Consider the following 16182-nt stretch of genomic DNA (forward strand, 5'->3'; position numbering starts at 1 on the left):
GGGGAAATGAATCGGGAAGTAGTCATTGTGGAAGCTGTCAGAACTGCTGTAGGAAAAAGAGGGGGAGTCTTTCGGGACGTTCACCCTGTTCATATGGCAAGTGCGGTTTTGCGAAGGCTTGTTCAAAAGGCTCAAGTTGATAAGGGGCTAATTGAGGATATTGTGATGGGATGCGTCTCACCTGTAGGCGAACAAGGGTTCAACATTGGACGACTTGCAGGACTCGAAGCGGGTTTTCCGGTGGAAGTACCCGGAGTTCAATTAAACCGAATGTGTGGATCTGGACAACAAGCGATCCATTTTGCCGCTCAGGAAATTCTGGCAGGGGATATGGAAGTCACCATAGGAGCAGGTGTTGAGAATATGTCCAAAGTTCCTATATTAAGTGATGGAGACGAGAGAACGATCCCTGATTCGCTTCATGATAGATATGAATTTATCCATCAGGGCCTTTCAGCTGAACGGATTGCTGAGAAATATGGATTTACACGTGAACAACTAGACCAGTACGCTTATGAAAGTCATCGGCGAGCCATTAAAGCGATGGAGTCAGGAGCTTTCAAAGAAGAGATCCTTCCTTATAAAGGGAGTACGAAAGAAGGGGACCCTGTTCTTGTGGAGGAGGATGAGGGACCAAGAAGAGACACGTCTCTTGAGCGCTTGGCTAAGCTTCGTCCGGTTTTCAAGGAAGATGGGCTTGTCACTGCAGGAAATGCGAGTCAGATGAGCGATGGGGCCGCGGCTGTGCTCTTAATGGATCATCAAAAAGCGAAAGAATTGGGGGTTAAAAGCAGAGCTCGAATTGTAAAGCGAGTCGTGGTCGGTTCAGATCCAACATTGATGTTAGATGGAGTCATTCCGGCTACCAAAAAAGTTCTGAATAGAGCAGGTTTGACGATTGATGATATTGACGTGGTGGAGATTAATGAGGCATTTGCTCCTGTTGTGCTTGCCTGGCAACAAGAGTTAGGGGCAGATTTGCAAAAAGTAAATGTAAATGGAGGCGCGATTGCTCTTGGCCATCCCCTAGGGGCCACAGGAGCGAAGCTTATGACTACGCTCCTTCATGAATTAGAGCGTAGACAGGGCCGGTACGGTCTTCTCACGATATGTATCGGACACGGTATGTCGACGGCAGCGATTATTGAACGTTTATAGATGGACCCTTAAACACTAAGCTTTAGGAAAGATTAGTGTTGTCTTTTTTATAGGATAGAAATGTCACCCTTAATATGATGAATTTTACAATTTTGTGTCATATTATTCCTCTGAATATGTTATCATAGGGTCGAATAATGACTCATTTTGGAATTATACATAGGGGGAATGAACGTGTTACGAAGTATCAAGAGGCAAATGAATCGTAAGAAGAAAGTGGCGGTGAGTTCTGTTGTGGCCTTGGGGATGGCGACATCACTTGTTGCTCCAAATGTTGTGCAAGCAGCTGAGGATGAAGATATTGTAAAGCTACGGATTATGGAGACAACGGATATTCACTCCAATGTGATGAACTATGATTATTTCTCTGATAAAGAAGTAAACGATTTTGGCTTAGTGAAAACAGCTACTTTAATCCGAGAAGCGAAAGAAGAGGCGAAGAACTCTCTTTTATTTGATAACGGGGATTTAATTCAGGGTAGCCCTCTTGCTGATTATATGGCGAAGGATAAAGAATGGGAAGAAGGGGATCAGCACCCTGTTTATAAAGCACTGAATATCCTTGATTATGATGCGGGTAACTTCGGTAACCATGAGTTCAATTATGGTTTAGACTACTTAAGTGAAGTAACATCAGGAGCAGAATTCCCATATGTAAACGCAAATGTGTATAAAGACGATGGTGATGATGACCCATCGAACGATGAGAACTACTTTGATCCTTATATCATTCTTGATAAAGAAGTAACAGATGAAGATGGAGAAACGCACACGGTTAAAGTTGGGGTAATTGGTTTTGTTCCTCCTCAAATTATGCAGTGGGATAAGAGTAACCTTGAAGGGAAAGTCATCACGAAAGATATTGTGAAGTCTGCCGAAAAGTTTGTTCCTGAAATGAAGGAAAACGGGGCAGATATGGTTGTTGCGATTGCTCACTCTGGCATAGGAAGTGTGACAGAGGATGGAATGGAAGAAGACGCGACCTATGACCTTTCTAAAGTAGAAGGAATTGACGCAGTTCTGTTTGGACATGCTCACTCTGAATTCCCAGGGGAAGACTATGCAGATCTTGAAGGAGCGGACATCGAGAAGGGTACGTTAAATGGAACGCCTGCAGTGATGCCAGGATTCTGGGGCTCTCATTTAGGAAAGATTGATTTCACTCTTGAGAAGACAGACGGTAAATGGGAAATCAAAGATGCTCAATCCAGTCTTGATGCCATCTATGATTCTGAAAATGATCAGTCGTTAGCAGATCCGGATAAAGAAATAGTAAAAGCGGTCAAGGAAGACCATGAAGGAACAATTGAGTACGTAAATGCACCAGTTGGGCAAACGGAATCCGATCTTTACAGCTATTTCTCCCAGGTTCAAGATGATCCTACAGTACAAATCGTAACCGATGCGCAAAAGCGTTATGTTGAAACCTACATTCAGGGAACCGAATATGAAGGCCTTCCAGTCTTATCAGCCGGAGCACCTTTCAAAGCTGGACGCGACGGGGTTACAGACTTTACGGATATTGAAGCGGGCGACTTAGCTATTAAAGATACAACCTCTTTATATAAATATCCAAATACGGTAAATGTATTAAAGTTAAACGGTTCTGAAGTACGTGAATGGTTAGAGTGGAGTGCCGGCCAATTTAATCAGATTGATCCTGAAAGTGACGAGGAACAACTCCTTGTGAAACCAAATGACCGTTCTGATGAAGGTTTCCCAAGCTACAACTTTGATGTCATCGATGGAGTGAGTTATCAAATTGATGTGACTGTCCCTCAACGCTATAACAACGACGGAACAGAAGTCATCCATGACACACATCGTATTCAGAACTTGGAGTATAACGGGGAACCGATTGATGAAGATCAGCAATTCCTAATCGCTACAAACAACTATCGTGCGACAGCAACACCAATTGCGAACCCTGGAGGGGACAATATCGTTATTGAATCTCCAGATGAAAACCGCCAAGTGCTTGTGAATTATATCCGAGATAATGAAACCATTGACCCTAAAGCGGATGGAAACTGGTCCATTGCGCCGGTAGAGGGCGATCCGAGTCTAGTATTCTATTCTTCTCCAGATGCACAAGGATATGCAGAGGCGAATGAAGACATTGCTTATGTAAGTACAAGAGACGATGGCTATGCGAAATATTCATTTGACCTTACTGATGAGCAAGAAGAGAACAATGAAGATGAAACAGAAGAACCAGAAGTAGATGAAAAGGCCAATGATCTGATCTATACCGTGAAGTGGAACGATACCCTTGGCAAAATCGGAGCGAACTACGGAATCCACTGGAAAGAACTTGCTGAGTACAACAACATTAGCAATGTGCGCCAATTAATGGTCGGGCAAAGTCTTTATATCCCTGTACCAGAAGAAACGAATGATTACCGTGTGCATATTGTCAGTCAGGGAGAAACACTAGGCAAAATCGCATCACAATATGAAGAGTCTTGGAAAGAGTTAGCAACTTATAACAAACTCAAAAACCCTCATTTCTTAAAAATTGGTCAGCACATCAAAATCCCGAAAAACTAATCATTACTGAAAAGAACCTGCCAAGCGGCAGGTTCTTTTTCTATACTGCATCCGTGCAAAGCGCCTTGAGGATGGTTTGTTTAAATTGAGGCGTGTTCTTGCGTAAGTCTTCTACTGTATAAATCCCCGTATAGTATTGAACCACAAGCCCATCTACAAACGCTACAAGTATAGAAGCACCAAGGTTATGGTGAATCATAGGGAACTCATTATCCTCATCTAGCTTAGACAGTTTCGATTGAAGATGGTCGACCATTTCATTAAAGGCACCTGCAAATGTAGTTTGATAGACTTCGCCTTGTGTATACCGACTCATAACGGATTTGATCATATCGATATTGCGATCATTGTAATCCCAGGAATCGTACAAGAATTGCTCAATAAAGGCTTCAACATTTTCACATTCATTTTGTTCTAAAGCATTAATATAATCGTCTTCTAACTGTTTTAATAGATCATCCATATTGTCGTGAGATATACGGTGTTCCATCAAGATCCCTCCTCTTAGTTGTGAGGAAAGGATTCCCGGGATCTTAAGAATACAAACAACTTTTTTTATTCCTTCTCATATTCTTGAAAGTGGATTATAATGGGTTCAATTTAAAAGGTGATGAGGGATGTAGGGTGCAGGTGAATTCACATACGATTGAGAGGTCGAATAACGGGGCGCGGTATGCTTTAAAAAAGGGAGCGATTGCAGGCTTGCCGATTATGTTTGGGTACATGCCGATTGCAATTACATATGGGGTATTAGCAAGTGAAGCGGGTTTGAACTTGTTTGAGATTACGATGATGAGCGTGCTGGTGTTTGCAGGCGCAAGCCAGTTTGTGGCGACCAATATGATCCTGACAGGGGTTGGAGCAATTGAAATTATACTGGCGACCTTTGTCCTTAATTTCCGGCATTTTGTTATGAGCTTTTCGTTTATGAATCAGGTTCGCTCTCTGTCCTTGAAATGGAAGATTCCGATGTCGCTTGGGTTAACAGATGAAACGTTTGCCGTTGGATCCCTTCACAAAAAGGAAGCGAGAGAACCCCATGGAGCTTTGTTTTATGCGGCTATGATTCTAGTCTCCTACGCTTCTTGGATTGGGGGATCTTTCCTTGGTGGGGTGTTAGGAGAGGTAATCCCAGCTGCTCTTAGTCAAAGTATGGTGGTGGCGTTATATGCGATGTTCATAGCGTTACTTGTTCCTTCTGTTAGGAAAGAGTGGAGGATTGGAATTATTGCTGTTATCAGTATGGGAGTTAATTATGCGTTATCTTCATTAGGGGTCAGCGACGGTTGGGCCATCGTTACAGCTACACTTGTGGGCGGAGCAAGTGGAATTGGGTTATTAAAGGAGGAAGAAGCATGATATTCATCATTATGGGGATGGCACTCGTTACAATGATTCCTCGCTTTCTCCCTGCATTTGTGGTCGACCGTTGGACATTTCCTGCGTGGGTTTCTCGATGGCTGAACGCGATCCCTTATGCGGCGCTTGGAGCATTGATCTTTCCTGGTATTACGACTGTAATCGAGGGGGAGCCTCACGTAGGACTGATTGCTGGAGGAGTGGGTGTTGTATTAGCATTTTTCCGGGTCCATACGATTGTTACAGTTGTAGTGGCGATTGGAACGGTATATGTCCTGACGATTGGATAAAAGGCGTTTGTCACGCTGTATGGCTATAAGCATATAGTATAGGGAGCTTATTACGGAAGGAGCCATGACAGCATGGATTATAGACAGAACGGTTTAAATTGGCTTGTAGGTCAATTGCTACCTGGGCAGGGTGGATATGGTGGAGGTTTTGGGGGCGGGTTTCCTCAACAACAACCATTTGGTCCTACCCCTGGTCAAGGAGGAGGGCAACCCCCATTTGGCCCACCACCTGGTCAGGGAGGAGGGCAACCCCCGTTTGGTCCACCACCTGGCCAAGGAGGAGGCGGTCAGCCCCCAATTGGTCCACCACCGGCGCAAGGTCAGTTTGACGGGTACGGCGGCCAACCGAGTGTGTTTGCGGTAGACCCTGGTGCTTTTTATAGATGTTTATATCGCTATACGCGCGTTCGTTTAAATAACGGGAGAAGGTTCTGGTATTATCCAACCTTTATCGGAAGAACATCTGTGGGCGGATATCGTTGGAGACAGTCCCAGCAACGTTGGGTGTATTACGTAATTGATACAGATCGTATTTCTTCGTTTTCTTGTTCATAAATTAAAAAAACGTCATCTTCTGATGGCGTTTTTCTATACATAAGGAGGAATACCGAATACAATAAAAGTAAGGATACGTAAATGTTGACCAGGGGGAGGAGATGCAGTTGTATACAATTCGAAGAGCGACCCAGGAAGACGCTAAAGCGATTGCTTATGTACATGTAGAAAGTTGGAGAACAACCTATCAACCGCTGCTGGAGGAAGAAGACATCCAGAGCTTAACATTAGAGAACCGCATTACGTTATGGGAAACGATTTTAAAAGCTCCGATTAATAATCAAACGATCTTTGTGGCTACAGATGAATCGGAGAAGGTGGTTGGGTTTATATCAGGAGGAAAAGAGCGGACCAAGGTGTACGGCTATGATGGTGAAATCTATGCCATTTACCTGTTAGATGAGGTGCGAAAGAAGGGCCTTGGCACGGAATTATTGAAAGCGTTTACGAACGATATGGCGCAAAAAGGATATGGTTCTATTCTTGTATGGGTATTAACTCGTAACCCCAACAAACGATTCTATGAACGGTACGGTGCAGTTGCAGTGGAAGCCGAAAATATAACAATAGGAAAAGGGACGTATGAGGAGACGGCTTATGGATGGAAGCATTTAGACCACCTTTTAGAAACGCTGCCGGCTTCTTAAGGGAGCATTCTTATAAGTTATAAAATTACACCAGATATACAAAAAGAGCTTGGAATCCCAAGCTCTTTTTGTATATCTGGTGTGTGAGTCATGCTAGCTATTCTGAGTGTGATCTTCGTCATGATACGGTTCGATATGAATATGAGTGTGATAGATACCGTGTTCATCAGCTAATGAATCCTCAAGGCGGTCTGTGATGTCATGACCTTGCTGCACGCTAAGTTCTGGATCCACTAGGATGGTTGCGTCAACGAGTACCTGGTTGCCGTGTAAGCGGGCTTTTACATCTTCCACGACTTTCACATCACTATCCTGATTGAGTGTTTCTTTAACTTGATCGAGAAGCTCCTCATTAACGCCATCTGTTAACGTATGGGAAGCGTCGCGGAAAATATCATAAGCTGTTTTACAAATAATAAGTCCAACTATAAAACCAGCGACGGGATCAAGCCAAAAAGCACCAAATTGAGCACCTATAATTCCGATGAAAGCGCCAATACTGACGAGGGCATCTGAGCGATTATCCTGAGCTGCTGCATATAAGGAGTGACTGTTGATCCGTTTGGATAAGCGTAAGTTATAGAGATACACTCCATACATAACTACGGCTGCACCAGCTGCTGTCCATGCAGTTAGCAGACTTGGTTGTGCCTCTTGCCCAGCGAAGATTTGCTGAATGGTTTCGTAGATAACCTGTAGTCCTACAGTCATCATAATGAAAGCAGCAATTAATGAGCCGATGGTTTCAGCCCTGAAGTGTCCATAGTGGTGGTCTTTATCAGGTGGCTTACGTGAAATGCGTAACCCGATCAGTACGGCTAGGGATGCAATAACGTCCGTTACGTTGTTTAAGCCATCTGCGCGTAACGCCTCTGATTGACCAATAGAAGCAATAATTAATTTTGTGGCAGACAATATGAGATAAGCACAGATGCTAATCCATGCACCTTGCTCACCTTTTTTTAGGTTCTCATATTCATTCATGTCGTGATCCTCCGTTCCCTCTCTATAAGCCTTATATAGCTTACCAAAAGGGATTCATATGAGTCTAGAGAAAAAAACGTTGCTATCTTCACTTCTATTGTCACTATAAAATAATGTTTCCTTAACCCAATTTTATATCCTGAAGCAAAAATGGGTAAAAAGACCTGTTTATTGTCATATTTGTAATCTAAATGTTGAATTGGGGATTAATCTATTCTTAAAAGGGTATTCATTTATTAAGAAATTATTTTAATCTAATTATTTGCACAAACAGAACGGTAGACGACAGATTAGCTTTAGGAATTTCTATGACAAAAGGGGTGAAGCCATTGATTAAAGAAACTGTGATCATTGAAGGCTCTGTGCGTGGAATGAAGTTTTCTAAGCCTATTTTGTTACAGTTCAATCCTTCAGAAGAGAACATAGAAGAGGCCATTATTAAGTTTTTTAATAGCCATGCTCAGTCTTTTGAAGAATTAGCCGTTCAGCGCGGCTGGAGAGATTCATATTGGACGTTCCCTCAATATTATGAACTCGTAATTTAATACATCATGAAGGAAGACAATCCATATAGGGTTGTCTTTCGTTTTGTTTAATAAGAGGCCGTGATTCCCTTGAAATGGCTGATAAAAAAGACCATTTTAAAAAAAATATCTCGAATTTGAAACTCTTTGTTTTGAGCTAAGTGCAGGTTGGGTATATACTATAAGCATCCCCATTCTTTCATTTTGTGGAAAAGATGGGTCGACTATACTGATTGGATTAAAGGAGAGATTAGATTGACAAACATTGCAGTGGTTTATTACAGTTCTACCGGTACAAATTACAAATTAGCAAAATGGGCAGAAGAAGCAGCTAAAGAGGCGGGCGCTGAGGTAAAACTTGTACGCGTAGCAGAAACAGCACCTGAAGAAGCAATCGCTCAGAATCCAGCTTGGAAGAAGCATTTAGAAGAGACAAAAGATGTTCCCGTTGCTTCAAATGATGACCTAGAATGGGCCGATGGTTTTATCTTTAGTGTACCCACTCGATTTGGGAATGTGCCTGCTCAAGTGAAGTCTTTCTTAGACGCAACAGGTGGACTTTGGTTTAACGGGAAACTTGTAAATAAAGTCGTCAGTGCAATGTCATCTGCTCAAAATCCTCATGGTGGTCAAGAACAAACAATCACGAACCTTTATACAACGATGTTCCACTGGGGAGCCATTGTAGCTGCACCAGGATACTCTGATCAAGCAGTCTTTGCTGGCGGAGGAAATCCATATGGTACATCTGTAACCGTAGGCCAAGACGGTAACATGCAAGAAGATGTAGAAGCGGCAGTAAGACATCAGGCGAAACGTACGGTTGATATTGCGAGCCGTATTCATAGTAAATAAATGATAAAAAGGCTATCCATTTGGATAGCCTTTTTATTTAGGCTCTATAGCTTGAAAGTGTGTCCGTTGGTTTTGGAATGAGCAGCGTAAGGTGAATCGGGAAATCACTCGCTTTCCGCGGCGAGCTGGGGAGCCTCCTCACTCGCTAACGCTCCCTCCGGGGTCTCCTCTAGATAGAAATGTGCAAGCGTGGTGCCTAGGACCGTACGGACAAGACAGCTTTTTGGAAAAGGCGATAAGCCTTTGGAAAAAAGATGACTTGTCTCGCTAGGTCCTCCACGCTGGAACTAGACTGGCTTCTATTGCCGCAGGAGTCTCGCAATTTCCCGATTCACCTTGCGATATATGGATAAAGGAAACATCCCTTATGGGGGAGTGGTTCAGCTTTTCCACCTCGCCCGCGGAAACGGAACCGTTCCCAAGACACCCCAAGCACTCATAAAACGACGGCCCTTTCCAACTAAAATAGCAGAGAAATTACATATAATCTTTTACTGTACCAAAGTAGATATTTCCGCTGTATTGGGGGAGGTTGCTTCTGAATTGTATCCATATTGGGGATTCTTTCAAAAAAGGGTATGTTTCTAGTAGCCAGCGTTCTCCGTAAAAGATTCCTTTGAGGGCTGTGCTCATTTCTCTCATGAAAATTTGATAGCGGATCTGTTGTGCTGTTTCAGGAATGTCTTCTGTTCCCACTAGGACACTCCCTTGAAATTGCACCTGATTGTTCTTAGGTTGCGTCCACCATCCGAATACTTCATCCCGCATCTCATTTGTCTGGTCCGTCGCAAATTCCTTTGAAACGGTTAAGAACAAATCACCTGTCTGATCTGAATGGGTAAGGGTGTAGGTTCTTTCAGAGAAAGGAGTGAAATGTTCTATATCAGGCCTATATTGGGTATAGAGTTTAAATGGAGAGAAGCTCATCCATGATCCTCCTGTTCATTAAAGGATTAATCTTTATTCTTATATTTTATGCGCGTAAGGAAAATAAGGAACGATTGAGCAAATTCCCTACAGCCTCTTAGGTTTGATAGAGAAAAACGTGGGGAACATAGAATCAATAGCAATTTTATCAGAAAATTGTTTCAATTTATAAAGATCTATCATATACTACTTAAAAGGGGGAGAGTTCCATGAGAAAGGAAAAAATGTCGTACGCCCTAACTTGGTTCCCTATGAAAGATCGAGATGTGATTCACGCCAAACGTGACGTCCCTTACGAGATTAAATTAGCGAGCACTTTAGCATTAGATGAGCTTTGCTACAAGTGGAACAAATCAAACCTGGAAGCCCAGATTAATGAGGCAATTGACCTTGGTGATCAAGAACGCCTGCTTCAATTAAGTGAAGTTTATAAACCTTACACATACGAATGATGAATTGTACATGATGAACGGATGAAGAAGCCGCTACCCGAGTTCTGACTCGGAGCGGCTTTTTTGTTGTTTAAATAGATTTAAAAAATAGGTTTAGGTAAATCGAACTACCCAAAAAGTGAGAAAAAATGTAAAATGATAGATAGAGCTATACTTTTGAAAAGGAGGAAGATTAAGAATGGAGCAATCTCATATGAAAGATAAGGTTCAGAATAAGCAAAATAGCGTTCTAATAAGTGTTTTGCTTCTTTCTGTGATTCTTGGAGTAGGGGCTGAGTATATTGTACAAGCTCCGCAGATGAATATGATCACGATTGGTGGCGGTGGATTAGTAAGTGTACTCATAATGGGTTTGTTGCACTGGAAGAAACGTTTTATTTCTGTCATTCCATACATAGCAGTAGGGAGCCTTTCACTCATTGCCTTAATCGTTATGATTTCTTCAGGTTATGTAACCAATTTTCTCTTTGCTTTTTATGTGTTAGCCGTAGCAGCCATTTCTCTTTCTGTGCGAGTTCTTTCAGTCGGAGGAGCGCTTGGGTCACTATTGCTTGTCTATTTTGCGCTAGAGAAAGGAAAAGCACTTGGCTTTGACTCCCGTGCGATTACAATTGCTTTTGTGTTTTATGGTTTAATCTTTATTGTTTTAATGACACAAGTCCGCTTAACGAAACGTCTTCTCACCCAAACAGAACAATCTCTTGAGGATAGTGAAACGCTCGTAGCGAAACAGACAACACAAGTAGACCTCATTCATCAGACCGCTCAAACCGTTTACCAACACATGAAGGAAATCGGTGAGGCGAGTTTCGAAAGTAGCAACACCATGAATGAAATGAATGCTTCTTTTCATGAAATATCTTTAGCTTCTCATACACAAGCTTCATCTGTGACGGATATCACGGACGCTACAGATCAGGCAAACGGACTTCTTGAAACCATGATTCAAGCATTCGAAGAACTTGTCCAGGCTGGTCACAAGATGCATACAAATGCTTCGGACGGAATGGGATCTATCCAGCAACTAACCGACACAATGACCGAGGTTCAATCCTCTTTTCGAAAAATGAGCGCAAAGATGAAAGGGCTTACAGAAGGTATTGAAGAATCTACACGCTTTACACAACAAATTCAAAGAATTGCTGAACAAACGAATTTATTAGCTTTAAACGCTAGTATCGAAGCGGCACGTGCTGGTGAGGCAGGGAAGGGTTTTGCGGTTGTGGCCAATGAAGTTAGGAAACTCGCAGAAACATCAAATGCCACCGCCCAACAGATTAATGAAAACCTTCTTTCCATTCAAAAGGAGGCGTATGAGACAGAGTCTCTCGTTAAAAAGAATCAGGATCACCTGGAAGAGAGTATAGGTGTTACAGAAGAGACGGCGAGCACATTCCACGTGATCACAAGGGAGATTTCTCTATTTATTGAGCAATTAACAACTTTTGGGGAGCAAGCTGAAGATATCCGGCAATCTTCACAAGGTATTGATCAATCTGTACATGAACTGGCCTCAGTCATTCAGCAAACTGCTGCTACGATGCAGCAGTTACAATCGACAATTGGCACACAAGCTGATAAACAAGAGAAGCTAAAGAATTCGATTGCCTTCACAAAAAAAGCCGTAGAAGAACTGGAGCGGCAACACTAAAGAAGGAGAGACAAATCCATTGTCTCTCCTTCTTTCATCATTGAGCTTGATCGAGATGGAATGGGCTCGTTCCGAGATATTGATTGGGATTTGAGGGAACGTTGTGCACCCAGAATGTAAAGTGCATATGAGGCCCTGTCGAAAAACCAGTACTTCCAACATAGCCGATGATATCCCCTTTCTTAACGTGATCTCCGGCTTTCACGTTAAGTTTAGACATGTGAATATACTGGGAGAATAAATCCATGCCGTGGTCAATATAAACGGAATTCCCCGTTAAATGAAGGGAATCCGCAAGAGCGACGATCCCATCGTTTGTAGCTTTTACAGGGGTACCAGCTGGTGCTCCCCAGTCAATGGCTGTATGGCTGCCTGAAAATTCGCCGTTCACGTATCTGGTGTAACCAAACGGTGTTGTTACTTGCCCTTCAACAGGTTGGATGAACGAAGAGTTAGGAGGAAACAAGAACTCCTCTTCCGATTGACTTCTAGCTTTGTCAATCTTCTGTTGATCCTTCATGATTTGCTCTGTATTGTTTCGAATGTTCTCATTCTCTTCTGAAACCGTGATGTGCTGTGTCTCAAATGTTTTCTTTTGAATCGTTAAGGTACGATTCCCAATCGGATAGTTTCCTGGTTTCACACTCATAGGGATCGGCAAATATGTGTAAAACCCTGACCCGAAGGGCTTTAGTGTATAGGTGCGCCCTTGCCACTCTAAGGTCCCCTCGCTTTCACTTCTTACAAGAATCATATCTCCTCGAGACGCCACATTAGGGATTAAAGCCCACTTTTTGTTCATTGTCTCTTTTGCAATCGTTTCGTTTTCAAAATAAGAAGCTTCACGCTCCGTAGCCTTTCGTTCCAACAAAAATTGAACAACTTCGCTCTTTTTGGCCATAAGAATATCATTTAATTGAAGAGATTCAGAACGGGTTTCGTGCTGAGAGGTTTCTTTAGTAGGCTGAGCCTTAGCATGTATAATGACGCCCACGCCAGCTAACCCGCTTATCATAAATACACCGATCATAACGAGGATTAGTATCTTTTGTTTTAAATAGAGTTTGCTCAAATGAACCTTCCTCCTTTTGGTAAATTATGTTTTTACTATTATCTCAAACTATGAGTCAATGTAAACGTCATTTTGAGTTGTATATTCTGAAATAAGAAAAAATTAGGTCCTTCACCTCTTTATTCCAGTTGTGCCTGTGATGTAATATATAGTACAAATGAACGATTTAAGCAGGATCGGTTGTAATTCCCTTCTAAAAAGCTTCTTTATAAAGTAATAGATTAAGCAAAAATAGAGACGCTGTTCTCATTTTGCTTCTTTTTTTAAATAAAAACCGAACATATGTTCTTGTTTGGAGGGGGCAATGATGAGGAGTTTCGAAGAAAGGTTTTTTGAGAAGTTTCCAAATTTAAAGGGTAATCCCGCTGTTGAGACGTTTCTGCATAAACCTGAGCATCAGGAATTGATAGAAGACTATCTATCTTCGCCTACTCAAGAGAGAATGGATCATTTAGATAAAGCTTTTAAAGCCTATTACTTTGGGATACGTTTCACCTCTTACTTAAATACATCGCTCTATTTTCACAGTGTTAATTTTGATAAAAAGGTGAGGCAGTTCGCTGAAAGGAATAGGTTAACACTAGATCAGTCAGTGGGGGATGAAGAAGGGGAAACGTTTAAGGATCAGCTTTATGACCAGGGATCTCTTTATACCGAAACACCGCGCACCTTGGAGGAGTGTATAGAAGATGATGATTTGCTACGAGCCTATCTGAGGTTATCGGACAAGCAAAGGGGGGTGCTGGATATGACTTATGTACACCAGATGAAGGATAGCGAAATAGCTAACCATACACATACATCTCAACAGGCTGTATCTAAATTGCGGAAAAAGGCTCTTATGAAATTAAAAAATGCATTAACGAAACAGAAGGAGTGAGCTTATGGCAGTTTTATATGATTTGGTAAGAGAAGCCCAAAAAGGTTATGGCACAGAGGGAAAGATCGTTGAAACATTTGATCCCAAACTAAAATCTTCCTTGCGTCGAACCACAAGAGAGAATCGAGAAGATTTAGAACAAGAATTGAAACTACACATTCTTCATTATATAAGGAACTCTTCATTGGAGGATGTCCCTGGACTGGAAGAATTAAATAACCAGGGGAAGTGTGAATGATGGTAGGGAAGATCGTCTTTCCCCTGTACCTCAGTGGTAGATGGATCAGTAGAAAGAACGGCTAGCGAGGGCATAAAACTCAAGATAAGAAGGGAGACCGATTTATGGATTATTATACGTTCATGCAGGCTATGGGGAACTTTGGTTTTCCCATAGCTGTTACCATCTTTTTGTTAGTAAGACATGAGAAGAAATTAGAACACCTAGAAGAGGAGGTGAACCACCTGTCTAAACCGTACCCCAAAACAGATGAGGAGGAAAAATAGTTCGGAGCGGACAAGAAAAAACGAATACCACAAGTCTGGTATTCGCTAGAAGGGGCTAAACAACTTAGGGGACCCAACCATGTAAGAATCATCCTTGATCTTACTTTGTTGCTTCTGATGCCGTACTTGAAAGGATTCTTCTTCAAGATCCGTTTCCTCCGACAACCTGCATTCCATGTGTAAAACTGACGTCACACGTTTTACAGATGAGGAACGCTCAACTTTCTAGAGAGTGACACGAGGTTTAGGCTACCGGATAAGGAGTGGATGGTACATTTCCTTATGGGTCATCGTCTAAAAAGTAAGTCGCACACTCCAATTTCACTGAGGGCTTCATGGTTTAAAGGGCTACTGGTTATTCCTTTTTCACAGGAGGTGTGTTCCCTTTCCCATTCTTATTTCTTGTTCGCTTGGAAACGAACTCGCTATGGTTGAGCCACCTAAGTTGTTTATGTGTTTTTGTTTTTCTTTACACCTTTATTATATCACCATTCTGTAAGAAACAACGTGGGAGTTGTGTCGCTTTTGTTAACGTTTTCACAAATGATAGGACGTGTAATGGTAAGCATGAGGACGCTTTATATCTTTTGTCATCTTTTTCTAAAACGTGTTATATTGTAAAGTAGTTTGAAATAGAAAGGATATACATCATGAGGAGAATGCTTCTAATCGGGATGATTGGTGTGTTTGCGTTGACGGCTTGTCAATCGGAAACAAATGAATCCCAACCAGCAAAAGAGAATGCTTCAAAAAATACGACAATCACAGAAAAAGAAAAACCCGCTAAAGATGAATCGGCAGAGGAGCAAGATAAAGCCGATCAAGAACCTGAGGAAGACCAAACTGAACAAAATGATGGAGAGAAATCAGACTCTTCACCATCTGATGACAAAAATGGGGAAAAAGAAAAACCGTCCCAACAACCGTCTGATGATTCGACGGCAATGGTGGTGGAGGAGCCAACGAGTACAGAGGTCGTTGTCAATAAACAACGAAAGCTTCCGGATGGCTATACCCCTCCTAATCTAACCGTTCCTGAAGTGCCATTTTACTTTGATGAGTTCCATGAGAAAAAGCAAATGCGCGAAGTCGCTGCCCGTGCACTCGAAGAATTGTTTAAAGGAGCAGACCAAGCAGGCATTGACCTGGTAGCTGCTTCAGGTTACCGTTCTTACGATAGGCAAGACGCGATATTCGCAAGTAACGTCCAGCAACACGGGGAAGAACATGCCAGACAATTCTCTGCCGTTCCGGGCCATAGCGAGCACCAAACAGGACTTGCCATGGATGTAACGGTAGCCAAGTTATCCTTCCAATTAAGTCAGGATCTTGGAGATATGAAAGAAGGAGAATGGCTTGCTGAGAATGCACATAACTACGGGTTTGTTATTCGGTATCCGGAGGGGAAATCGGATATTACAGGCTATGAGTATGAACCATGGCACCTGCGATATGTTGGGAAAGACGTCGCTACAAAAGTCTATAACCAAAATGCTACGCTTGAAGAATATTATAACCTGGTCCCTTAACGCAAAAAGCAGGGAGCCCACGAAAGTGGGCTCCCTGCTTTTTTGAGAGAGGATGTTTCCGTTAGCTTTTATGTAGTGGAAGGTGGGCCTGGAAACCACTCGCTTTCCTGTGGGGAGCTGGTGAGTCTCCTCACCCGGCAAGCCGGCCTCCGGGGTCTCACCTAGGCTCTTCTGCCCATGGGAGTCTCGCAGTTTCCAGGCCCACCTTTGCCATATTAGGAGGAACGGAAACGTGCAATCACGGT

Annotated in this window: 18 protein-coding genes; 14 read left to right on the forward strand and 4 right to left on the reverse strand. The window is 42.5% G+C overall.

Annotated elements, in window-relative coordinates; genetic code table 11:
* Positions 1-6 precede the first annotated feature (6 nt).
* Complete coding sequence (locus QNI29_RS04240) at positions 7-1158, forward strand: thiolase family protein (RefSeq protein ID WP_231418639.1); 1152 nt, start codon at positions 7-9, stop codon at positions 1156-1158.
* Positions 1159-1356: 198 nt separating this feature from the next.
* Positions 1357-3708: a bifunctional 2',3'-cyclic-nucleotide 2'-phosphodiesterase/3'-nucleotidase gene (locus QNI29_RS04245; protein WP_370635511.1), complete on the forward strand. Its 2352-nt coding sequence runs from the start codon at positions 1357-1359 to the stop codon at positions 3706-3708.
* A 40-nt stretch (positions 3709-3748) separates the two neighbouring features.
* Here QNI29_RS04245 and QNI29_RS04250 read toward each other — a convergent pair whose 3' ends face one another.
* A complete protein-coding gene (locus QNI29_RS04250; RefSeq protein WP_231418641.1) occupies positions 3749-4198 on the reverse strand; it encodes a hypothetical protein in 450 nt (149 codons plus the stop codon).
* A gap of 134 nt (positions 4199-4332) precedes the next feature.
* Here QNI29_RS04250 and QNI29_RS04255 point away from each other — a divergent pair, with 134 nt between their 5' ends.
* The 4 genes from QNI29_RS04255 to QNI29_RS04270 all read left to right on the forward strand — a co-directional run bounded on the left by QNI29_RS04255 (position 4333) and on the right by QNI29_RS04270 (position 6559).
* Positions 4333-5067, forward strand: a complete 735-nt coding sequence (locus QNI29_RS04255) for an AzlC family ABC transporter permease (RefSeq protein ID WP_354665925.1) — start codon at positions 4333-4335, stop codon at positions 5065-5067.
* A complete protein-coding gene (locus tag QNI29_RS04260; RefSeq protein WP_231418643.1) occupies positions 5064-5357 on the forward strand; it encodes an AzlD domain-containing protein in 294 nt (97 codons plus the stop codon). The genes QNI29_RS04255 and QNI29_RS04260 overlap by 4 nt, the downstream gene beginning before the upstream one ends.
* A 72-nt stretch (positions 5358-5429) precedes the next feature.
* Complete coding sequence (locus QNI29_RS04265) at positions 5430-5912, forward strand: hypothetical protein (protein ID WP_231418644.1); 483 nt, start codon at positions 5430-5432, stop codon at positions 5910-5912.
* 101 nt (positions 5913-6013) lie between these two features.
* A complete protein-coding gene (locus QNI29_RS04270; RefSeq protein WP_231418645.1) occupies positions 6014-6559 on the forward strand; it encodes a GNAT family N-acetyltransferase in 546 nt (181 codons plus the stop codon).
* Positions 6560-6652: 93 nt separating this feature from the next.
* Here the strand turns inward: QNI29_RS04270 and QNI29_RS04275 are convergent, their stop codons facing one another.
* Entirely contained in the window at positions 6653-7543 is an 891-nt protein-coding gene (locus tag QNI29_RS04275) for a cation diffusion facilitator family transporter (RefSeq protein ID WP_231418646.1), read from the reverse strand.
* 329 nt (positions 7544-7872) lie between these two features.
* Here QNI29_RS04275 and QNI29_RS04280 point away from each other — a divergent pair, with 329 nt between their 5' ends.
* Both QNI29_RS04280 and wrbA read left to right on the forward strand, forming a co-directional pair.
* Positions 7873-8088 (forward strand): hypothetical protein, encoded by a 216-nt coding sequence (locus QNI29_RS04280; RefSeq protein WP_231418647.1) that lies wholly within the window; start codon positions 7873-7875, stop codon positions 8086-8088.
* A 234-nt stretch (positions 8089-8322) separates the two neighbouring features.
* Positions 8323-8922, forward strand: a complete 600-nt coding sequence (gene wrbA / locus QNI29_RS04285) for an NAD(P)H:quinone oxidoreductase (protein ID WP_231418648.1) — start codon at positions 8323-8325, stop codon at positions 8920-8922.
* A gap of 477 nt (positions 8923-9399) precedes the next feature.
* On the opposite strand, the gene QNI29_RS04290 is transcribed toward wrbA, so the two are convergent.
* On the reverse strand, positions 9400-9849 hold the full coding sequence (locus QNI29_RS04290) for a staygreen family protein (protein WP_231418649.1): 450 nt from the start codon (positions 9847-9849) through the stop codon (positions 9400-9402).
* A 209-nt stretch (positions 9850-10058) separates the two neighbouring features.
* Here QNI29_RS04290 and QNI29_RS04295 point away from each other — a divergent pair, with 209 nt between their 5' ends.
* Entirely contained in the window at positions 10059-10301 is a 243-nt protein-coding gene (locus QNI29_RS04295; RefSeq protein ID WP_231418650.1) for a hypothetical protein, read from the forward strand.
* A gap of 178 nt (positions 10302-10479) precedes the next feature.
* Positions 10480-11952, forward strand: coding sequence for a methyl-accepting chemotaxis protein (locus tag QNI29_RS04300; RefSeq protein WP_231418651.1), 1473 nt, complete (start codon positions 10480-10482; stop codon positions 11950-11952).
* Between the two features lie 37 nt (positions 11953-11989).
* Here QNI29_RS04300 and QNI29_RS04305 read toward each other — a convergent pair whose 3' ends face one another.
* Positions 11990-13024, reverse strand: a complete 1035-nt coding sequence (locus tag QNI29_RS04305; protein ID WP_231418652.1) for a M23 family metallopeptidase — start codon at positions 13022-13024, stop codon at positions 11990-11992.
* Between the two features lie 304 nt (positions 13025-13328).
* Here QNI29_RS04305 and QNI29_RS04310 point away from each other — a divergent pair, with 304 nt between their 5' ends.
* The 4 genes from QNI29_RS04310 to QNI29_RS04325 all read left to right on the forward strand — a co-directional run bounded on the left by QNI29_RS04310 (position 13329) and on the right by QNI29_RS04325 (position 15937).
* The gene (locus QNI29_RS04310) at positions 13329-13904 is read left to right on the forward strand and encodes a sigma-70 family RNA polymerase sigma factor (RefSeq protein WP_231418653.1); all 576 of its coding nucleotides are present in this window, start codon (positions 13329-13331) and stop codon (positions 13902-13904) included.
* A gap of 4 nt (positions 13905-13908) precedes the next feature.
* On the forward strand, positions 13909-14142 hold the full coding sequence (locus QNI29_RS04315) for a hypothetical protein (protein ID WP_231418654.1): 234 nt from the start codon (positions 13909-13911) through the stop codon (positions 14140-14142).
* 104 nt (positions 14143-14246) lie between these two features.
* A complete protein-coding gene (locus QNI29_RS04320; protein ID WP_231418655.1) occupies positions 14247-14408 on the forward strand; it encodes a YvrJ family protein in 162 nt (53 codons plus the stop codon).
* A 650-nt stretch (positions 14409-15058) separates the two neighbouring features.
* Entirely contained in the window at positions 15059-15937 is an 879-nt protein-coding gene (locus tag QNI29_RS04325; RefSeq protein WP_231418656.1) for a M15 family metallopeptidase, read from the forward strand.
* Positions 15938-16182: the final 245 nt, after the last annotated feature.

The organism is Pontibacillus chungwhensis, from assembly GCF_030166655.1.
Classification (GTDB): Bacteria; Bacillota; Bacilli; order Bacillales; family BH030062; genus Pontibacillus.

Excerpts from the sequence above, each read along its gene's own strand:
- QNI29_RS04265 (WP_231418644.1), top strand. The coding sequence starts at position 5,430 with ATGGATTATAGACAGAACGGTTTAAATTGGCTTGTAGGTCAATTGCTA.
- QNI29_RS04315 (WP_231418654.1), top strand. The coding sequence starts at position 13,909 with ATGGCAGTTTTATATGATTTGGTAAGAGAAGCCCAAAAAGGTTATGGC.
- QNI29_RS04300 (WP_231418651.1), top strand. The coding sequence starts at position 10,480 with ATGGAGCAATCTCATATGAAAGATAAGGTTCAGAATAAGCAAAATAGC.
- QNI29_RS04310 (WP_231418653.1), top strand. The coding sequence starts at position 13,329 with ATGATGAGGAGTTTCGAAGAAAGGTTTTTTGAGAAGTTTCCAAATTTA.
- QNI29_RS04240 (WP_231418639.1), top strand. The coding sequence starts at position 7 with ATGAATCGGGAAGTAGTCATTGTGGAAGCTGTCAGAACTGCTGTAGGA.
- QNI29_RS04260 (WP_231418643.1), top strand. The coding sequence starts at position 5,064 with ATGATATTCATCATTATGGGGATGGCACTCGTTACAATGATTCCTCGC.
- QNI29_RS04290 (WP_231418649.1), bottom strand. The coding sequence starts at position 9,849 with ATGAGCTTCTCTCCATTTAAACTCTATACCCAATATAGGCCTGATATA.
- QNI29_RS04245 (WP_370635511.1), top strand. The coding sequence starts at position 1,357 with ATGAATCGTAAGAAGAAAGTGGCGGTGAGTTCTGTTGTGGCCTTGGGG.
- QNI29_RS04320 (WP_231418655.1), top strand. The coding sequence starts at position 14,247 with ATGGATTATTATACGTTCATGCAGGCTATGGGGAACTTTGGTTTTCCC.
- QNI29_RS04275 (WP_231418646.1), bottom strand. The coding sequence starts at position 7,543 with ATGAATGAATATGAGAACCTAAAAAAAGGTGAGCAAGGTGCATGGATT.
- QNI29_RS04270 (WP_231418645.1), top strand. The coding sequence starts at position 6,014 with ATGCAGTTGTATACAATTCGAAGAGCGACCCAGGAAGACGCTAAAGCG.
- QNI29_RS04325 (WP_231418656.1), top strand. The coding sequence starts at position 15,059 with ATGAGGAGAATGCTTCTAATCGGGATGATTGGTGTGTTTGCGTTGACG.
- QNI29_RS04295 (WP_231418650.1), top strand. The coding sequence starts at position 10,059 with ATGAGAAAGGAAAAAATGTCGTACGCCCTAACTTGGTTCCCTATGAAA.
- QNI29_RS04250 (WP_231418641.1), bottom strand. The coding sequence starts at position 4,198 with ATGGAACACCGTATATCTCACGACAATATGGATGATCTATTAAAACAG.